The organism is Pseudomonas sp. GM80 (assembly GCF_000282515.1).
In the GTDB taxonomy this organism is placed as follows: domain Bacteria; phylum Pseudomonadota; class Gammaproteobacteria; order Pseudomonadales; family Pseudomonadaceae; genus Aquipseudomonas.
In genome coordinates this window covers 1-19,434 of record NZ_AKJD01000055.1, presented here as the reverse complement: position 1 = coordinate 19,434, position 19,434 = coordinate 1, and the positions used below count along the sequence as shown (strand labels likewise).

Genomic DNA, 19,434 nt, shown 5'->3' with positions numbered 1-19,434 from the left:
TAAAAAAACCCGCCGAAGCGGGTTTTTTGTCGATCAGGTCACACGGGGAGATCAGAGCTCGGAGAAGCACTCTTCGATGATCGCCAGACCTTTGTCCAGTTGCTCGTCCGGCGAGGTCAGCGGTACCAGTACGCGCAGAACGTTGCCGTAGGTGCCGCAGGACAGCAGGATCAGACCCTTGTCGCGCGCTTTGGCCACAACCGATGCCACAGCGGCAGCGTTTGGCTTGTGACTGTCGCCGTTTTCGAACAGCTCGACGGCGATCATCGCGCCCAGCGCGCGGACTTCACCGATCACCGGGTACTTGGCCTGAATAGCCTTCAGACCAGTGACCAGACGCTCGCCGACTGCCTTGCAGCGATCCAGCAGGTTTTCTTCTTCGAACACTTCCATCACTGCCAGCGCAGCGGCGCAAGCGATCGGGCTACCGGCGTAGGTGCCACCGAGGCCGCCTGGAGCAATGGCGTCCATGTATTCGGCCTTGCCGCAAACACCGGCCAGCGGGAAGCCGCCCGCGATGGATTTGGCGAAGGTGGTCAAGTCGGCAGCAACGCCCATCTGTTCCATGGCGAAGAAGGTACCGGTACGGCCAGCGCCGGTCTGTACTTCGTCAGCGATCAACAGGATGCCGTGCTGGTCGCACAGCGCGCGCAGGCGCTTCATGAATTCCTTCGGCGCGACGTAGAAACCACCCTCACCCTGTACAGGCTCGATGATGATCGCGGCGATGTCTTTCGGCTCGGCGTCGTTCTTGAAGATGCGTTCGATGGAAGCGATCGAGTCGTCGATGCTCACGCCATGCAGTTCGTTCGGGTACAGCGCGCGGAAGATGCCGCCAGGCATCAGACCCATGCCGGCCGAGTAAGGCACGACTTTACCGGTCAGGCCCAGGGTCATCATGGTGCGACCGTGGTAGGCGCCAGTGAAAGCGATCACGCCAGCGCGGCCAGTGGCGGCACGGGCGATTTTCACGGCGTTTTCTACCGCTTCGGAACCGGTGGTGACCAGCAGGGTTTTCTTGGCGAAATCACCCGGGATCTTCGCGTTGATCTTTTCGCACACTTCTACGTACGGCTCGTAAGCCAGCACCTGGAAGCAAGTGTGGGTCAGCTTGTTCAGCTGTTCGGTCACGGCGGCGATGATTTTCGGGTGCACGTGGCCGGTGTTCAATACAGCGATACCGCCGGCGAAGTCGATGAACTCACGACCTTCAACGTCCGTCACGGTAGCGTTCTTTGCCGATTCAGCGAAGATCGGGTGAATCTGGCCAACACCACGTGGAACAGCTGCGGTCCGGCGGGCCATCAGTTCAGCGTTAGTCTTGCTCATTACAGTCCTCATTCGCCGCTCATCGGGCGGCGTGGTTCAAGGATTAAGCGGGAGGAAGCGACGGTGGCAGCATGCGATGATCGACTGCCACAGCGTTCCCGGCCGCAGAGAAAATTCCGGTTTTGAAACGACGCAAAGGGGCAGCGCTCTCGTGCCCTTTGCGTTTGCAACGATCCCTTTCTCGGCTTTAGATGCCCAGGCAGAGGTATTTGATTTCCAGGTAATCTTCGATGCCGTACTTGGAGCCTTCACGGCCCAGGCCCGAGGCCTTGATGCCGCCGAACGGCGCGACTTCGTTGGAGATCAGCCCGGTGTTGACGCCAACCATGCCGTATTCCAGCGCTTCCGCGACACGGAACACACGACCGAGGTCGCGCGCATAGAAGTACGAAGCCAGACCGAACTCGGTGTCGTTGGACATCGCGATCACTTCGGCTTCGTCTTTGAAGCGGAACAGCGGTGCCAGCGGGCCGAAGGTTTCTTCCTTGGCCACGGCAGCATTTTTCGGCACGTTGGTGAGGATGGTCGGCTCGAAGAAGTTGCCTTCCATCGCCTTGCCGCCAGCCAGCACGGTGGCGCCTTTGGATACGGCGTCAGCAATGTGTTCCTTGACCTTGGCCACGGCCTTTTCGTCGATCAGCGGGCCAGTGGTGGTGCCGTCTTCCAGACCGTTGCCGATCTTCAGTTTGGCCACAGCCACTTTCAGCTTCTCGGCGAACGCGTCGTAGACCGAATCCTGAATGTACAGACGGTTGGCGCAGACGCAGGTCTGGCCGTTGTTGCGGTATTTGGAAATGATCGCGCCTTCGACGGCCTTATCCAGGTCCGCGTCGTCGAACACGATGAACGGCGCGTTGCCGCCCAGTTCCAGCGAGACTTTCTTGATGTCCTTGGCGCATTCAGCCATCAGCTGACGACCGATTTCGGTCGAACCGGTGAAGGACAGTTTGCGCACGATCGGGTTGCTGGTCAGCTCGCTGCCGATGTCGCCGGCGCTGCCGGACACCACGCTGAACACGCCCGCAGGAATGCCCGCACGCTGAGCCAGTTCGGCCAGGGCGAAAGCGGAAAACGGCGTTTGCGAAGCAGGCTTGAGCACCATCGTGCAACCAGCGGCCAGAGCCGGGCCGGCTTTACGGGTGATCATCGCCGCCGGGAAGTTCCACGGGGTGATCGCGGCGGTCACGCCGATTGGCTGCTTGATCACGATCAGACGCTTGTCTGGCTGATGACCCGGAATCACGTCACCGTAAATGCGCTTGGCCTCTTCGGCGAACCACTCGATGAACGAAGCGGCGTAAACGATTTCGCCTTTGGCTTCGGCCAGTGGCTTGCCCTGCTCGAGAGTCATCAGGCGCGCGAGGTCGTCCTGGTTCTCGATCATCAGTTCGAACCAGCGACGCAGCTTGCCGGCACGCTCTTTGGCGGTCAGCGCACGCCAGGCTGGCAGCGCCTTGTCGGCCGCTTCAATGGCACGGCGGGTTTCGGCGGCGCCCATCTTTGGCACGGTACCGAGGATTTCGCCGGTGGCCGGGTTATTGACCTTGATCGTCTGACCGTTGTCCGCATCAACCCAAGCGCCATCAATAAAGGCTTGCTGGCGGAACAACTGGGTGTCTTTAAGCTGCATGTCGGCTTTCCTTAACAGCACCGCGGCCTGCGCGGAGCAAATTATGATTGTAGAAAGGCGCCTCGCAAGGCTGCCGTCAGGGAAATCAGTGACCGGGTGTGGCGCATCAAGCGTGGACGTTTCGAACCACCAGCGCTGCAACACCCAGCCTAAGAGCGTTTGAAATCTCAAACGGATCGTAGGATCAAAGGGGGTAAAGGACAATAGGTCGTTCGAAAAAAAGAACAAAAACGCCGCGTTTGTGGAAATTTTCAGATCAACGAGCAAAAAGCCCTCGCGGCAACAGAACCATAGATCAGTCCCGTGAAAGCGCCAAGCGAGGGTTTTGCAGGACGTTACAGCTTTAAGGAATACAGTGATTTCAGCGGACACGCGCACTGACAAACCCCAGCATGGACGCCCCGAGCCGACCTAGGTATGATGTCGCCCGCTGCACCAGTAGCTCAGCTGGATAGAGTACTGCCCTCCGAAGGCAGGGGTCGTGGGTTCGAATCCCGCCTGGTGCACCATTGATTAAACGAGAAAGCCCCGGACTGTGATGGTCCGGGGCTTTTTTGTGGGCGATTGCATTTCAAGTTTACTGAGGCTCACGACCTACAGCTTCAAACAATCGGGCAAGATCTCGCGCACTGTGCAAAACCCGCTCTATCTGAACGTCTCCCTCCACGATCGAGTAAAAAATCAAATAACGAGCGTGAGTGATCATTTTCAGACCCTTGGCGCAATCCTCTCGCGAAATGCCTTGATTAGGCTGAGTGATCAAGTAATCACACCGTACGCGTAACTCGCCAACGAAAGAACGTGCACGCCGGGGATTATCACGAGCGATAAAGCGGGCAATCTGCTGCAAATCCTCCCGTGAAAGCGCGGAAAAAAACAACTGCCTCATAAACGATTTTGCTCAGCTTCAACATCATCTATAAGCGCATCAAGCTCATCGAATACAGTGTCAGCGGCTATGGCCGGACGGGGATCATTTCGACTGGCCGCAATCGCCTCGCGTAACTCGGCAGCTCGAAGGCGATCCAGCAACTCCTGATAAGTCGCATGCGCCAACAGATAGGCAGCGGGACGATTATGATTGAGAACGGCAATAGGTTCTGAGCCCGCCTGCTCAATCACCGTACTCGGGCTCCGTTTCAATTCGGTAATACTTACCGAACGACTAGCAAGCAACTGCTCCATGGCGGCTCCAAAAGGTACATAAAAAAGTACTTTATAGTGCCCTTTTTAGAGATGGGGGGTCAATGCTTATGAATCTGCGTAAAGAAATCAGGACAGCGAGTGTGTTTACAAATTAAAACCAGAGTCTGCCAGAGCGGGGGTTACTCCGTCGTCCAGTCAAACTCATCATATTCATCGTCATCTTCTTCCCCCTCAACCTCCTCAAAAACCTCGTCTTCCTCAACGACATCTTCTTCCGGCTGGTTCAGCAGAAATTCCTTGCGTGCTTCAGTAATCGCGCGGCGCATCTCTTCGCCCTTTTCCGGGCAGTTGAGGAGTTGGGCGATGCGGTCAATTTTCGATGCCACGTTGTCCTCCAGCGTATTGGCAATGGCCCGATAGTGCGCGTTTTTGCGGGGCAATGCCAAATGGCTGAGGGTTCAGGGGGTCATTTTTTCTGCAACTGTTCGAGTCGCGCGTCGAGGTCGGCGTTCGGGTAGCGTTTGTGCAGGTTGTTGAACAGGCTGTCGGCCGCTTGCGACTGGCCGGATTCGCGCAGGCGCAGGACTTCGCGCAATTGTGCGTCGAGGCCATTGGCCGGTGCGGCGGCGCGCTTGCTCAGTTTGGCTTCATCGGCGCTGATCGCCTGGCTTTGCATCGGCGCGGCCATTTCCGCCATGGGCGCAGGAGCGGACATGGCGCCAGCGGGAGCGCTCAAGGCTTCGGGCGCGTGTTTGCGCGCCAGTGGCGCCGGAGCTGGGGGAGCGTAGTCGAATTGCGGCTGCGGTTCAGGCGTGCGTTGCACCAGCGACAACATCAGCGCGACGCCGACCAGGCTGGCGAACGCGACTTGCCAGCGCGGCTGGCGGCAGGCGTCGAGCCAGCGTTGCCACCGGCCTGGCTTTGGCGTTGGAGTTTCGCCGCGTGCGGCATTGAGAATGTACGCATCGATATGCGCTGGCGGTTCAGCGTTGTGCTGTTCGCGCACATGCCTGATCAGCGGATCTTCGGGTGTCTGGCGGGCGTCAGTCATGTCAGTACCTCCTCGGCCAGCAGCCGACGCAGTTTTTGCTGGGCGTAGCGCAAGCGGCTTTTGACGGTTTCCAGCGGTGTGTCGGTGAGGCTGGCGATTTGTGCCAGGTCGAGGTCGCCGTGGGCGCGCAGCAGAAACACTTCGCGCTGGTCGGCCGGCAGGATTTGCAGGGCGCTGTCCAGGCGCTGACTGTCGCGGCTGAGGCTGAGCAATTGTGCAGGATCGTTGGTGTCGTCGCTGACCGCGTGGGCCTGCTCGTCGTAACTGTCGTGCAGCGGTTGTTGGGCGCCATGCTTGCGCCAGTGATCGATCAGACGATTGCGGGCAATCTGGAACAACCACGTACGAAAAGTCGCCCTCCCTTGTGGCTGACTGCTACTGCGAATCAGGCTCAACCAAGTCTCCTGAAAGACTTCGTCAGCGAGTTCGGCTTTGCCGCTCAAGCCGAGCAGAAACCGGTACAAACCCAGACGATGACGGGCGTACAAAATCTCGAACGCCGCGCCGTCGCCCTCGCGATAACGCGCCAGCAGCGCTTCATCGCTGCTGGCGGTTGAGCTGTCTGCCGAGGCAAACAGCTGGCTGATAAAACCCTTCAGACGACTCACTATTCAATCCGTCGCTCAGTGGGCAACGCATTCGCGACGGTCGAGGCGCGCAAGCTCTGCGCCAGTTCCACCAGTTGCACGAACTCGTTACGCAAGCCAAAGCGATCATCGCCCCGCGCGCCACGGGCCAGTGTTTCGGTGTCCTTCAGGCTGAAGTCGCCGGTGTAGCGGCCATCCTTGAGTTGCTGGGAAAACGCTGCGACCGCCGCAGCAAAACGCAGATCTTCACTGGCGGTTACGACTTGATCGGAAATCGGCCGCTCGATCAGCAGACTTTTCCCACCTTCAGGCTGTTGATAACGCACACGCAGCATCGCCAATTCTCCGTTTTTGCCGGAAACAACCGGGGCTGATTTACCGTAGCGCAGCGGTTCCAGCCACCCTTTTTCGCCCGCCGGGACAATTTCGTACAGCGCGGTCACCGTGTGCCCTGCGCCGATCTCGCCGGCATCGACTTTGTCATTGCTGAAATCCTCACGCTTCAAGGCACGATTTTCGTAGCCGAGCAGGCGATATTCACTGACCTGCGCCGGGTTGAACTCCACCTGCAACTTGACGTTTTTCGCCACCACGGCGAGGGTCGAGCCGAGTTGATCGACCAACACTTTGCGTGCCTCACGCAGGTTGTCGATGTAGGCGTAGTTGCCATCGCCGGCATCGGCCAGTTGTTCCATCAAGTGTTCATTGTAGTTATCCACACCAAAACCCAGGGTGGTCAGCGAGATCCCGGTTTTGCGTTTATCCACAGCCATTTGCTTGAGGCTGTCGAAGTCGCTGACCCCGACGTTGAAATCACCGTCGGTGGCCAGCAGGATGCGGTTGATGCCCTTGGGGATAAAGGCTTGCTGGGCCATTTGATAAGCCAAGTCGATGCCGGAGGCCCCAGCGGTCGAGCCGCCGGCGGTCAATTGCTCGATGGCTGTACGAATTTTGGCTTTCTCGCGTCCGGAAGTTGGCTCCAGTACCACCCTCGACTCACCGGCATACACCACCAGCGACACGCGATCCTGATCGCGCAATTGATCAACCAGCAACTTCAGCGTGCTTTTGACCATCGGCAGCCCTTCGCGGCGATCCATCGAACCGGAGACGTCGACCAGAAACACCAGGTTGGCCGGCGCCAATTGCGCCACGGCCCGATCGGAGGCTTTGATGCCGATGCGCAGCAGGCGCGTGTGCGGGTTCCACGGTGACGCGGCCAGCTCAGTGGTCACGCCGAAAGGCGAGCCATCGCTGGGTAATGCGTAGTCGTAGGGAAAGTAATTGACCATCTCCTCCAGGCGCACCGCGCCTTCCGGCGGCAGCCGCCCTTGATTGAGCAAACGGCGCACGTTGGCGTAGGCGCCGGTGTCGACGTCGGCACTGAAGGTTGAAACCGGCGTTTCGGCAACGCTGTGGATCGGGTTGTCGGCGAGTGTTTGATACTGCTCGCGCGACTCGTCGCGATAGCCCTGTGGATAACTGTCGGCGGCGGGCATCGCCGCGAAACTGGCGATCGGTGCCGGACGCGCCGAGCGCTTGGCCATCGAGCCTGCGGCCATGACCGCTTCGTGTTGAACCTGAGCTTCTTCAGGCTGCGCCGGTGCTGGCACGGCGGCCGACTCCGGATGCGAGGAAACGCCACAGCCACCGAGGGCCAGCAAAACACCGACCGCAACGGGGCGCAGGAAAGGCAGAGGAAGGGACATGGGGGCTGACCTCGGGATGAAATTGAGCATTCATCCACTGAGACGGCCAGCCCTTGCGGTTCGGGTTAACTCTGCTGAAAAAATTTTCGCGGATTTTTCAGAACAGATTGAACGGCACATTCGCCACCAGCCGGAACTCGTCGTAGCTGCCGTCAATCTGCCCGCCACTGGCCCGATGGTTGTAGACAATGCTGCGCAACACGGTGTTTTTCAGGCTGCCGGACTGCACGACGTAGGCGACCATCAAGCCGTTTTCATCGTGTTTGGCGCCATCCAGCCCGCGCACGTTGTAGCCGGTGTTGTGGCCGTCGCGGTCGCCGCTGTAATGCGTGCCATCGATGCCCCAGCCCTTGGCGTGCCAGAGGCTGGCGGTCAGGCCCGGCACGCCATAGCTGGCCAGATCGAGGTCGTAGCGCAACTGCCAGGATTTTTCGTTGGGGCCGTTGTAGTCCGAGTACAGCGAGTTGGCCATGTAGTTGCCCGTGGACTCCCACACATAGTCAAAGTATTCGTCGCCAAACACTTGTTGCCACGCTGCGGTCAGGCCATGGGCACCGTGGGCGGCCGTCACCGCCAGGCTGTAGGCATCGTTGTCGATGAAACCCAGGCGCTGTTCGCCCTGATCGCGGGTGCGGTAATAGTTGAAACTGGTTTTCAGCGCCAGGTCTGCGCGATTGCCGACCAGGTGCGTCGCGCCCAGATAATATTGTTGCCACATGTCTTCGAAGCGCGAGCCATAGGCGCTGAATGTCAGCCCGGCCGGGGCTGTCGCCGTGCCGCCGGCGTAGCTGATACGCGAACCACTGTAGGCGCGATTACCGAACGTCGTGGTCAGCCGTTCGCTACCGCTGCCGGTGCGCGGGATGGCGCGTTCGAAGCTGCCGGCTTGCAGCGCCAGCCAGTCGAATTCGTTGCTGTTGACCGCAACGCCTTGAAAGGTCGACGGCAAGGCGCGGTTGTCCTTGTAGCGCAGGATCGGATTTTCCGTGAGCATCCGGCCGGCCTTGAGTTCGGTGCTCGAAACGCGCAGCTTCAGATCCCCCACGCCCAGGCGGCTCCAGGTCGGCACGGCGTCGCCATCACTGTCGACCAGCACACGATCACCACCGTTGGCCACTGCACCATGGCCGCGCTCAAGCGTGACCGCGCTGAACAATGCCGCATCAATCCCTACGCCCAGCCAACCCTGGGTGTAACCGGAGCTGTAATTGAGCATGCCGGTCTGCACCCAGGTGATGCGCTCGCGGGTCGGCTCGGCGACGCCGTTTTTCTTGATCACCAGGTGCGTGCTGCGCTGGGTGTGCTGATTGGAATAGTAGTGGCGCAAGTTGAGGCTCAGGTGGCTGCCGTCCAGCAGCCCCGTGGCCTGATCCTGCGCAGTGACCGCTTCGGCGGCCCAGCCGGGCGGAACAACCGCCAGCATCGCGACCATCGCGCCAACTGCATGTGATTTCATCGGAACGCCTGCAAAAAGAAGGTGCACCGCCGCAAGCACCAGAGGCTCGTGCGGTGTACCACAACCATCGGGATTCAGCGGGGTGGTGCGGACGGCCAGTGTTTGATCGGACCGCGCCAGTTTTCATAGGCCTTGGCGCACTTCAGCAACCACTGATCGGAGAAGCGTGGGGCAATCATCTGCAAGCCGATCGGCATGCCCTCAGACGTGAAACCACAGTTGATCGACAGGGCCGGTTGCTCGCCCATGTTCCACGGCACCGTGAACACGATGTGTTCGAAAGGCTGGCGCGGATCGTTGCCCGGTGAAGGCCATTCGGCCGGGAAACTGCTGACCTGATTGGTCGGTGACAACACCAGATCGAGATCCTCGAACACCGCCGCGCAGCGTCGGCGAATCTCGAACGTCTGGTTGAAACCTTCGACCGCTTGCACCGCGCTCATCTTCGCCGCCGGCGCCGCCCAATCCTCGATGTATGGCAAGACTTTGGCGCGTTGCTCCGTGCTCAGGGCTTGCAGTTGCGACAACTGCCGGGCCCGCCAGAAATCATCGAGGCCGTCGAGCAAACGGCGATCCATCACCGGCCCGATCAACGCCACCTGTGCACCATTGGCCTCGAACAGCCGTGCAGCCTGCCGCACCGCCTCACACACTTCGTTGTCGGGCTGGAAGCCGCAACCGGGGTCGAGCATCAAGCCGATTTTCAAGCCCTGCATCGACGGTGCCTGCAGGTTCCAGTCCAGCGCCTGCGCGGCGAGGCTGGTCGCATCGCGAGCATCCGGCTGCGCCAGATAACCCATCATCAAGGCGCAGTCATCCACCGTGCGGGTCATCGGCCCGGCACAGCGGCCGGTGTAATACGGGTCTATCGGAATTCGCCCCAGCGTTGGCTTGAACCCTACCAGGCCACACCAGCCCGCCGGCAGCCGTACCGATCCGCCGATGTCGGTACCGACATGCAGCGGGCCATAACCGGCTGCCGCCGCTGCTGCCGCACCGGAACTCGAACCGCCCGGGTTGCAGCGGATGTCCCAGGGGTTGCGTGTGATGCCATGAAAGCTCGACAGTCCCGACGACAGCATGCCGAAGTCCGGCACCGTGGTTTTGCCGAGGATGATTGCCCCGCTCTCGCGCATGCGGGCGGCCGGTGGCGCGTCTGCGGTTGCCGCAATCAGGCTGCTGGCGCGCGACCCTTGAGGAATGCAGTCGCCTTGGGTGGCGATCAGTTCCTTGAGGGTCACCGGCACACCATCGAGCCAGCCGCGCGGCGCGCCTTTGCTCCAGCGCTCGCTCGACGCCCGCGCCTGCTCGCGCACACGCTGTGGATTGAACGCATACAGCGCACCGATGCTCGGCTCCCACCGTTCGATGTGGGCCAGCAGGTGATCGTAATACTCCAGCGGAGACAACTCGCGACTGGCGAACAGGGCCAGCAGTTGGGTCGCCGGTAATTCGTGTAATTCCATCATCCAGTAGCCATCCGTGCCAAGTCCAAGGTGCGCACTCTGCATCGTTTGCCTCAACGCTCCGCGACCATTGCCGACGCGGTCTGGCCAGGCTCACGCCCGCCAAACCAGGTCGCACAGCCGACACCCACCGCGCCCATCACCACGCAGTACGCCACGCACACCCAAGGGCTCCATGGCATCAACGCGATCAGCAGCAACGGCGTGGTACTCGCCCACAGGGCATAGGCAATGTTGTAGGTAAAGGAAATGCCCGACACGCGGATGTGCGCCGGAAACAGGCTGACCATCACTGACGGTATTGCGCCGACCACACCACAGCTCAAGCCCGCCAACGCGTACGCCAGCCCCAGCCAGTTGCCGCCGCTGATCAGGCAGCCATAAAGCACGGCGATGCCCATCGGCAGCAGCACGCTGTACAGCTTGACCGTGCGCCAGGCGCCAATGCGGTCAACGATCAGGCCGGCAATCACGCAGCCGATGTTGAGAAAGACGATGCCCAGGCTGCTCAGGCCAAAGGTATGGCTGGGGGTCATGCCAAAACTCTTTTGCATGACGGTCGGGGTGATCACCACCAACACCACCACGGCCGAGGTCAGTACACAGGTCAAAATGAACGCCGGCAGCAACATCCCGCGGTGTTCACGCAGCACGGTGCGCAACGGCAGTTCGGCATCGGCTTCACGGCGTGCCTGCAAGGCCATGAACACTGGCGTTTCGCTCAACCAGCGACGCAACCACACGCCGATCACTCCGAACAATCCGCCGAGCAGAAACGGCAGGCGCCAGGCGTAATCGAGGATTTCCGCCGGGGTAAACAGTTGCGCCAGCAGGGTCGCGGTCAGCGCCCCCAGCAAATAGCCGAAGGTCAGTCCGGCCTGGAGAAACCCCAAAGCGTAACCGCGATGCCCGGCAGGTGCATGCTCGGCGACGAACACCCAGGCACTCGGCACTTCACCCCCCACCGCAGCGCCTTGCAGCACGCGCAAGAGCAGCAACAACAGCGGGGCGAAATAACCGATGTGCTCGTAGGTCGGCATGATGCCGATCAGCAGGCACGGCAACGCCATCATCAAGATGCTCAGGCTGAACACGCGCTTGCGGCCCAACTGATCGGCGAAGTGCGCCATCAGGATCCCGCCCAGCGGCCGCGCCAGATAACCGGTGACGAAAATGCCGAAGCTTTGCAGCAGTCTCAGCCATTCCGGCATCTCTGGCGGAAAGAACAACTGGCTTAAGGTCAGGGCAAAAAACACGAAGATGATGAAGTCGTAGATTTCCAGCGCGCCACCGAGCGCAGCGAGGCCCAGGGTCTTGTAGTCAGACCTGGAAAACTGGTGGGGCCGCGAGCCATTTAGGGCAGTCATGGGCGAACTCTGAATAGACGAACTGGAGAGAGCGGCGCCGGCTGACAGGGTCTGTAGGAACCTGCCCACTGGTGCGCCACCCGATCAATTTCAGCAGCGCGATATCGTCCATGCAAAAGCGTCGTCGGACAACCAAACCCGAGCTCTGTGCTGCTTTTTAGTCGAAATCTGTACATTGAGTTTTCGTTCGATTAAACAATAATCAGGGCCTCCCTAACTCCCTGAATATCTGGCCAATCATGGAAGAAATTACCCGTAACTTCGTCGATTTTGCTAATCCAGACATAGAATCCATTGCCATCATCCGGGGCCGCGTCCTACAAGCTTTGCAGCAATATTTGCTGGAGCGCGACTTCAAACAGTTGATGCCGATCCTGATGTCGCCGATCACCGATCCACTGAACCACGCGGTGTATCCGGCCGAGATCCAGTACGAAGAACGACGCCTGAAACTGACGGCGAGCATGATCTTCCACAAGCAGTTGGCATTGACCGCCAAGGGTCACGAAAAGATCTTTATCGTGGCGCCGAACATTCGCCTGGAAAAAGCCGAGATCAAGGATTCCGAAAACCACTTGCTGGAGTTTTCGCAGTTCGATTTCGAGATCCGCGACGGCGACATGCACCAGGTCATGGCCCTGATCGAAGGCCTGATCAAGCACGTGTTCAGCGAAGTCAGCCAACACTGCGCCACCGAACTGGCGCAACTCGGCCGGCAACTGCCGCACTTCGCCACCGCGTTCCCGATCTACAGCTCCGACGCGTTGCGCGCCGAGCATGGTGACGACTTCGAGAAGATCATGTCGGCGCAAGCGCACACGCCGTTCTTCGTCACCAACTACCGCCGCGAATTCTACGATCGCGAAACCCCGGGCAAGCGCGGGACCTACAACAACTATGACCTGATCTATCCCGATGGCTACGGCGAAGCCCTGTCGGGCGCCGAGCGCGAATTCGAATACGAACAGATCGTCTACCGCATGAACGAACTGTCGATGGACCTTGAGCCGTTCGCCAACTACCTGGAAGTCGCCCGTCGCGGCTTGCTGCACCCAAGCGCCGGTGGCGGCCTGGGCATCGAGCGTCTGCTCAAGTTCATCTGCGGCAAACGCCGCATCCGCGACGTCGCGCTGTTCGACCGCACCGTCGGTACCAGCTTCCTGTTCTGACCCGCACTGATTGCCCTCGCCTGCTCCCGCTCCGGCGGCGGCAGGCTGTGCCATGGAGAAACACAATGTCTGCACCACTGCGCATTCACTGGTGCTCACCGCTGGACAGCGGTCAGCAAAAGGCCTCGGAAAAATACAACACCGGCGCTCTCGATTTTGCCGGCATCGTCGACTTTGCCCAGGAAGCCGATGAGTTGGGTATCGACTCGCTGTTGATGGGCATCAGTTATCACATGCCCGATCCGCTGCCGATGATTGGCGCGCTAGTGCGTGAAACCGAGCGGGTCAAATTCATCCTCGCCTACCGTCCCGGCCTGGTGCCGCCGACGTTGTTTACGCAGATCGTCAACACGGTTTCGTGGATGTCCGACAAGCGCATTTCGCTCAACCTGGTGGCCGGTATTTCGCCGGACGAGCAAGCTTATTACGGCGACTTCGTGGCCCACGACGGACGCTATGAACGCACCGGCGAATTCCTCGACATCCTGCATCGGTTCTGGAACGGCGAATCGCCGCTGACCTATCACGGCGCGCACTACCGCATCGAAAAAGCCCAGTTGGGCCTGCCGTTCAAAGACGCTGAGCGCCCGCGTATTTACCTCAGCGGCGCTTCGGACATCGCCCAGCAGATCGCCATCCAACACAGCGATTGCTGGCTGCGTTACGGCGATACGCCTGAAGGTATTGCCGAGGCCAGCCGCACTGTTCTGGAATCGGGCTGCTCGGTCGGCATCCGCATGCACTTACTGGCTCGCGAAACCCGCGAAGAAGCGCTGGCGGCTGTCGAAAGCATGATGGAAAACCCTGACGAACAGCATCGTGAATGGGTCCGTGAATTTGTCGGACGCTGCGATTCGGAAGCGGTGAAAACCTCGTTCCGCCTGGCGGAGAAGGCGCAGCACGACTGGTTGTCGCCGATGCTCTGGTCGGGGGCGGTGGCGTATCGCGGCGGCCCGGCGCTGTGCGTGGTCGGCAGTTATCAGGAAGTCGCCGAGTACTTGTTCGAATACAAAAAGGTCGGCGTCAGCGAGTTCATTTTCTCCGGCTGGCCAACCCGCGACGAAATGCGCCGTTTCTGCAAGTACGTGCTGCCTTACCTGCGCGAACTGGAAACGATCTGGGATCGCGATCATGCCTGAGGTCCGCGCCGATGCCCGCCATAGCGCCATCCGCTGGTTTGGTGCCGGTCTGCTGTGCGCCTTGCTGGCGGAACAGACCGTGCTGTTTGCTGTGCCGCTGATGATTTATCAACTGACCGGCAACGTGCGCTATTCCGGCGTCGCGTTTGCCCTTGAATGGCTGCCGGCACTGATTGCCTATCCGTTTGCCGGGTTATTGGCCGACCGTTTTGGCGGCCGTCTGCTGTTTCGCACGGCCAACACGGCGCGCGCGCTGAGCCTGGGCGTCACGCTGTGGATCTGCTGGTACCAGCCGCAGTGGATGATCTGGGCGTTGATCGGCAACGGCATCGTGCTTTCAGTGTTGATGGCGCCGGTGCGCATGGCGGTTGAAAAAAGCGTGCCGCTGATCGCCGGTCCCGAGCGTCTCGCGCACTGTCAGTCGCTGGTGCAGAACATGGAATTGCTCGCGATGGCACTCGGTCCGGCACTCGCCGCTGGCCTGGCGATGTACACCGACAAGCGCTGGCTGCTCGGCCTGGCGGCGGTGGCACTGTTTGCCGCGGCGCTGTTCTGGCGCGGGCTGCCCACGGCGCGCACGGCGGCCAGCGGCCCGAGCAGCGTGTTCAAAGACCTGGCCCTCGGCTGGCAGCTGTTGCTTGGCAATCCACCGGTGCTGACCCTGGCCGGGCTGAATTTCACCATCAACCTGGCCTTCGCCGCGGTGCTGAGCGCCAATGCGTTTGTCATCAGTGGGGTGTTCAGTGCCGCCGACGGTGTCTTTGGCCTGATGAACGCCGGGGCCGGCGCGCTCGGGCTGCTGAACTTCATTCTGGTGCCGCGCCTGCTGGCGCGCATGTCGATTTATCGACTCGGTGCGCTGGGTTTTGCCTTGCTGTGTCTGGGCCTGATCTGCATGGGCGTGGCCAACGGCGTGTTGCTGTATGCCCTGAGCTTTCTGCTGGCAATGGCCGGTTGTGCGTTGTTCAACGTGTTCAACCGTACGCAGCGCATCAAAGCGATCGACCGCGCCCACCTGGGCAAAGTCATGGGACCGTTTTACCTGGTCAACCTGCTGTCCTACCCGCTGGGCGGCCTGTTGACCGCCAGTGTCGGCCACGTCTACGGCGCGCAGGTGCTGATTCTGGTGCTGGCACTGGTGCTGACCATCCCCGGCACTTTGCTGTTCATCCTGACCACCCGGCGCTTTCAACTGGCCCTGGGTGGTCCGTCGCTCGCCATGGAGGCGTCTCAATGAAAGCCCTGCCGCACTGCGTGCTTGCCACGGTCGAGTCCGACTCGCACATGTGGAACCTGGTGTATTTGCAACTGTGGCTCGCCGAGCATGGTTTGAACGTGAAAAACCTTGGCAGCTGCACCCCGATCGACGTCGTACTCAATGCGCTCGAACAGCGCCGCACCCAACTGCTGGTGGTCAGCAGCGTCAATGGCCACGGGTACTCGCAAGGTCTGGAGCTGATTCGCCAGGTACGCCAGAAGCACCCGCACCTGCCCTGCGTGATCGGCGGCAAGTTGACCACCTCCGAGGATGAAACCCTGGCGGTTCGCCAACCGTTGATCGAGGCCGGCTACCACCAGGTGTTTGTCGGCCCCGACGCGATCGAATCCTTCAGCGGTTACCTGGCCACGCTGCATGCGCCAGCCGACGCCGAACCTGCACCCGCCGTTAGCGTGCCGTCCTGGGGCTGATCCCCACCACGGCTGACTTCGCTCAATCAAGGATATCCACGATGCACATCGTTATCGTCAACCGCTGGCCGCGCTTTCGTGATGAGCGCCGCTGGGACAACGAACTGACTCGCTACGAAGACTTCTTCGATCATCAACAACACCGCATCAGCTACGTGGTCGATGCCCCCGGCGCCGAAGGCGTGCTTGCCCCGGCGCAGCACATCGCCCATCAGGTGCAGGTCAGCGACGTCAATCAATACGAGCAGCTGCTGGGTGCGGTTCAGCAAGTCATCGAGCGGGTGGGCCCGGTCGATCAACTGATCGCGCTGTCGGAGTTCACCCTGGAAATCGCCGCGCGGGTGCGCCAGACCCTGAACATTCCCGGTGACGGGCCGGACGAAGTGGCGGTGTACCGCGACAAGGCCCGCATGAAGGAAATTCTTCAGGCCCAGGGCCTGCCGGTGCCGGCATTTGCGCGCTGCCAATCGGCGGAACAGGCCCTGCACTTTGCCCGCGAGATCGGTTTTCCGCTGATCGTCAAACCGGTCGACGGTGCCGCCAGCATGGGCGTGGAAAAGGTCGAAAACGAAGCGGCGCTGCGCAACCTGCTCGACACCCTCGACCTCTCGCGTTACGAGATCGAAGCGTTCATGCACGGCCAGACCTACCACATCGACGGCTTCGCCGATGTCGACGGCAGCGTGCCGTTTCAAGTGGTCTCGCGCTACATCAACAGTTGCCTGGATTTTGCCAAGGCGCAGCCATTGGGTTCGGTGATTGTCCAGGCGTCGCCCTTGCGCACGCGGATCGAGGCGTTCAGCCAACAGATCCTGCGCGCGCTGAATTTGCGCTGCACCGCGTTTCACCTGGAGATTTTCGTCGAGCCGGACGACTCGCTGGTGTTCCTCGAAATCGGTGCGCGGGTCGGCGGCAGCGAAGTCCCGCACCTGATCAACAAGGTCTTCGGGGTCAATCTGTACGAGCACTGGCTGCGCCGCCTGGCCGGCGAGCAAGTGCCATTGCCGGCGAACGACCAAGACCCGAGTGGCGGCTGGCTGGTCATCCCCAAACCGGCACAGTTGCCCTGCCGCGTCGTGCAGGCGCAATCGCTGCGCGACACCGTGCCCAATCTGTGGCGCGAGTTGCTCCCCGAACCCGGGCAGATCCTCGAAGCCGGCGGCAGCTACGACGCGCTGCACAGCGGCCGCTTCATTTTTGTCGGTGGCAGTGAAGACGCAACTGAACGCGACATCCACCACACCACCCAGACGTTCCAATTCCAGGCAGAACCGCTATGAACGCCAATACCTCCCAAGCCTGGAACGACGAGCCGTTGCTGGGTCAGCTCAATCATTACCTGCGCGCCGATGAACGCCGCGCCGTCGCAACTATTGGCGAACGTCTGATCGATGCGGCGGGTGGTCTCGACGGGCTGACCGACTACAAACTGATGGTCGCCTACGGTGGCGGCAAGGACAGCTCCTACACCGTGGCCATGCTGCGTGCCACGCAGTTGCACCTGTCGGTGCTGCATGGCCGCACGTTCCAGCTGCGCATCGCCAACATGCGCCACGCCGGTGTGCCGGATGCGGTGATGGCGAACATCGACCGGGTCTACCGCGCCTTGCACCTGTTCGACGATCCGCGCGTGGAAATGCTGGTGGTCGATCATCAGCAGATCCGGCCGTTCGAGCGCCACCTGCCATTCCCGGACGATGTGCAGGCGATGAACCGTTTCGACGTGTTGATGAACGGCCATCGCACCGCCGGTGACGGGCGACCGACCTTCTGCAACAGCTGCAACCTCGCCGTGGCCGATTTCTATGGGCGGGCGGCATGGTGGCAGGGCGGCGTCGATGCCGTCGTCACCGGCGACTCGCGCAAGGAACAGAAGCACTATTTCACCTGGATCATGCGCCTGGCGCAGCGTCTGGGCCTGAATGTCGATGAATGCCGCCGCCAGGGTTTTCGCGGCCTGCTGCAAGCGCTGGACGGCGTGGCGCAAAGCTATTTTGTCGAGCTGTTCGGTGAAGGTTTCGATCAGCAGCGCGAGGAACGACGCGTCGCGTGCGGTGATGAGCATGCTGATCCGGAGTTCGTCAGCATCTACGATCTGGTCAGCTACAAGGTCGAGGATCACTGGGAACTGATCACCGAGTTTCTCGATTTCCGCTTCGAAGAACTGGCGTTCAGTTTCACCGAATCGGACTGTGCCAACCCGATGTTGATGGCGCACTTTCGTGGCCTCAAGGCCGAGTACGCACAAGGCCGCCGCTACAACCAGGGCATTGCCGAATACCTTGAACTGGCGCAGGCGTTGATGCGCAAGAAGGAAATGCCGCAGCGCCTGATCGATCTGGCCATGGCCGCGTATGCCGACGAACAGGGCATGCAGGCTCGCCGCGATCTCGCCGCACGCTTCGCCGTGCAGGCGTTCGGCCTCGATGAGGCGCAACTGGTGTGCATGCAGTTTGCCCCGTTCGTTGACCGTGGCCGTGAGCTTTCAAGCTTTCTCGGGCTGTGCCACGCGCAGCACCTGGGCAACCTCGATGCCCTGCACCGGATCCTCGCCGGCGAACACAACGAGCCGGCCCTCAGCCAGTGGCTGACCGAGGTCAGCGGCCTGCCGTTGCCGGCCTTGCGCAGCCTGTACGCGCATCAACGGATCGATTTCGACAGCGACGCGACGCTGATTGCCCGGGTTCGTGCCGGCGATCCGCACAAAGGCCGAATCAGTCGCTACGACCCGGCCACCGGCGAAACCGTGGTCGAACTGGTCTCGGGACGCTGACGCATGACAGCGTTCAGCGGCGGCCATTTTCAACAATTCATCGAGCGTGCCCGCGCCCGCGACGAGCTGGTGGTGCAGCCGCGCATGGGCTTTGGCGCGCTGGGCCAGATGCGCGCCGGGCTGGCCAGTGTCGCCGCCCTGCCCTGCGCGGCCATCGGCACCATCACCCTCGACAGCTACACGCGGGTCGGCGATTACCAGAGCGCGCTGCAGTGCCTCAACAGCTCGGCGCCAATGAACGGTTTCCCGATCATCAGCCACCCGATCGAAGCGGTGCGCAGCATGCTCGCCGGGCTGTATGGCGCAGACTTTCCGATCCAGATCCGCCACGGCACCGCCAAACCGCAGAATGTGTTCCAGCGCCTGGCCGCTTTGGGCCTCGACGCTACCGAAGGCGGCCCGGTGTCGTATTGCATGCCGTACAGCCGCTTGCCGCTGGCCGAGGCGGTCAGCGCCTGGGCCGAAAGTTGTCAGCTGCTGGCGGGCGCGACCGAGCATGCGCATATCGAGAGTTTTGGTGGCTGCCTGTTGGGGCAGTTGTGCCCGCCCTCTTTACTGATAGCGATGACACTGCTCGAAGCGCTGTTTTTCCGCCAGCACGGGGTTCGCGGGGTTTCGCTCAGTTATGCCCAGGGCACCTCGATGGAGCAGGATTTCGGCGCCTTGCAGGCCCTGCGCGAATTGGCCGCCGAGTATCTGGACGGCGATCACTGGCATGTCGTGGTGTATTCCTACATGGGCGTGTTTCCGACGACCAACCATGGCGCGCGGCGCTTGATTTGCGACAGCGCGCGCCTGACCCGCGCCGCCGGTTGCGAGCGGCTGATCGTCAAGACTGTCGCCGAGTCGCGGCAGATTCCGTCCGTCGACGACAACCTCGACGCCCTGCGCATGGCCGCCGACGTGGCCGGCGGCGACCTGCC

At 61.1% G+C, this 19,434-nt stretch carries 18 protein-coding genes and 1 tRNA gene; 8 read left to right on the top strand and 11 right to left on the bottom strand.

From position 1 onward, the window contains the following. Window positions 1-51: 51 nt before the first annotated feature. Entirely contained in the window at window positions 52-1,329 is a 1,278-nt protein-coding gene (gene gabT / locus PMI37_RS08730) for a 4-aminobutyrate--2-oxoglutarate transaminase (RefSeq protein ID WP_008080000.1), read from the bottom strand. 187 nt (window positions 1,330-1,516) lie between these two features. After that, a complete protein-coding gene (gene gabD, locus PMI37_RS08725; protein ID WP_008079999.1) occupies window positions 1,517-2,959 on the bottom strand; it encodes an NADP-dependent succinate-semialdehyde dehydrogenase in 1,443 nt (480 codons plus the stop codon). A gap of 432 nt (window positions 2,960-3,391) precedes the next feature. Between gabD and PMI37_RS08720 the strand changes: the two genes are divergently transcribed. Further along, a tRNA-Arg gene (locus PMI37_RS08720) sits at window positions 3,392-3,468 on the top strand. A gap of 68 nt (window positions 3,469-3,536) precedes the next feature. Here the strand turns inward: PMI37_RS08720 and PMI37_RS08715 are convergent. The 9 genes from PMI37_RS08715 to PMI37_RS08675 all read right to left on the bottom strand — a co-directional run bounded on the left by PMI37_RS08715 (window position 3,537) and on the right by PMI37_RS08675 (window position 11,741). Further along, entirely contained in the window at window positions 3,537-3,848 is a 312-nt protein-coding gene (locus PMI37_RS08715; RefSeq protein ID WP_045123071.1) for a type II toxin-antitoxin system RelE/ParE family toxin, read from the bottom strand. Continuing rightward, on the bottom strand, window positions 3,845-4,144 hold the full coding sequence (locus tag PMI37_RS08710; protein ID WP_008079996.1) for a type II toxin-antitoxin system Phd/YefM family antitoxin: 300 nt from the start codon (window positions 4,142-4,144) through the stop codon (window positions 3,845-3,847). The genes PMI37_RS08715 and PMI37_RS08710 overlap by 4 nt, the downstream gene beginning before the upstream one ends. Window positions 4,145-4,284: 140 nt before the next feature. Continuing rightward, window positions 4,285-4,551 (bottom strand): hypothetical protein, encoded by a 267-nt coding sequence (locus tag PMI37_RS08705; protein WP_177323302.1) that lies wholly within the window; start codon window positions 4,549-4,551, stop codon window positions 4,285-4,287. 20 nt (window positions 4,552-4,571) lie between these two features. Beyond that, window positions 4,572-5,156 (bottom strand): hypothetical protein, encoded by a 585-nt coding sequence (locus PMI37_RS08700; RefSeq protein WP_008079992.1) that lies wholly within the window; start codon window positions 5,154-5,156, stop codon window positions 4,572-4,574. Continuing rightward, complete coding sequence (locus PMI37_RS08695) at window positions 5,153-5,734, bottom strand: RNA polymerase sigma factor (protein WP_177323303.1); 582 nt, start codon at window positions 5,732-5,734, stop codon at window positions 5,153-5,155. The genes PMI37_RS08700 and PMI37_RS08695 overlap by 4 nt, the downstream gene beginning before the upstream one ends. Window positions 5,735-5,763: 29 nt before the next feature. Further along, window positions 5,764-7,452, bottom strand: a complete 1,689-nt coding sequence (locus tag PMI37_RS08690; RefSeq protein WP_008079989.1) for a vWA domain-containing protein — start codon at window positions 7,450-7,452, stop codon at window positions 5,764-5,766. Between the two features lie 97 nt (window positions 7,453-7,549). Continuing rightward, window positions 7,550-8,884 carry an OprD family outer membrane porin gene (locus PMI37_RS08685; RefSeq protein WP_045123074.1) on the bottom strand — a complete coding sequence of 445 codons (1,335 nt, stop codon included), beginning with the start codon at window positions 8,882-8,884 and terminating at the stop codon, window positions 7,550-7,552. Window positions 8,885-8,982: 98 nt separating this feature from the next. Further along, window positions 8,983-10,377, bottom strand: a complete 1,395-nt coding sequence (locus tag PMI37_RS08680; protein WP_045123070.1) for an amidase — start codon at window positions 10,375-10,377, stop codon at window positions 8,983-8,985. Between the two features lie 50 nt (window positions 10,378-10,427). Continuing rightward, window positions 10,428-11,741 carry an MFS transporter gene (locus PMI37_RS08675; protein WP_008079986.1) on the bottom strand — a complete coding sequence of 438 codons (1,314 nt, stop codon included), beginning with the start codon at window positions 11,739-11,741 and terminating at the stop codon, window positions 10,428-10,430. Between the two features lie 239 nt (window positions 11,742-11,980). Between PMI37_RS08675 and PMI37_RS08670 the strand changes: the two genes are divergently transcribed. The 7 genes from PMI37_RS08670 to PMI37_RS08640 all read left to right on the top strand — a co-directional run. Beyond that, entirely contained in the window at window positions 11,981-12,910 is a 930-nt protein-coding gene (locus PMI37_RS08670) for an asparagine synthetase A (RefSeq protein WP_008079970.1), read from the top strand. Window positions 12,911-12,975: 65 nt separating this feature from the next. Continuing rightward, window positions 12,976-14,049: an LLM class flavin-dependent oxidoreductase gene (locus PMI37_RS08665; RefSeq protein ID WP_008079969.1), complete on the top strand. Its 1,074-nt coding sequence runs from the start codon at window positions 12,976-12,978 to the stop codon at window positions 14,047-14,049. Further along, the gene (locus tag PMI37_RS08660; protein ID WP_008079968.1) at window positions 14,042-15,286 is read left to right on the top strand and encodes an MFS transporter; all 1,245 of its coding nucleotides are present in this window, start codon (window positions 14,042-14,044) and stop codon (window positions 15,284-15,286) included. Before PMI37_RS08665 ends, PMI37_RS08660 begins: the two co-directional genes overlap by 8 nt. Further along, window positions 15,283-15,738: a cobalamin B12-binding domain-containing protein gene (locus PMI37_RS30930; protein WP_008079967.1), complete on the top strand. Its 456-nt coding sequence runs from the start codon at window positions 15,283-15,285 to the stop codon at window positions 15,736-15,738. Before PMI37_RS08660 ends, PMI37_RS30930 begins: the two co-directional genes overlap by 4 nt. A gap of 41 nt (window positions 15,739-15,779) precedes the next feature. Then, entirely contained in the window at window positions 15,780-17,018 is a 1,239-nt protein-coding gene (locus tag PMI37_RS08650; protein ID WP_008079966.1) for an ATP-grasp domain-containing protein, read from the top strand. Continuing rightward, window positions 17,015-18,511, top strand: coding sequence for a hypothetical protein (locus tag PMI37_RS08645; protein WP_008079965.1), 1,497 nt, complete (start codon window positions 17,015-17,017; stop codon window positions 18,509-18,511). The genes PMI37_RS08650 and PMI37_RS08645 overlap by 4 nt, the downstream gene beginning before the upstream one ends. Before the next feature lie 3 nt (window positions 18,512-18,514). Next, window positions 18,515-19,434: glutamate mutase epsilon subunit (locus PMI37_RS08640; RefSeq protein ID WP_008079964.1), on the top strand; the 920-nt coding region annotated here is incomplete at its 3' end.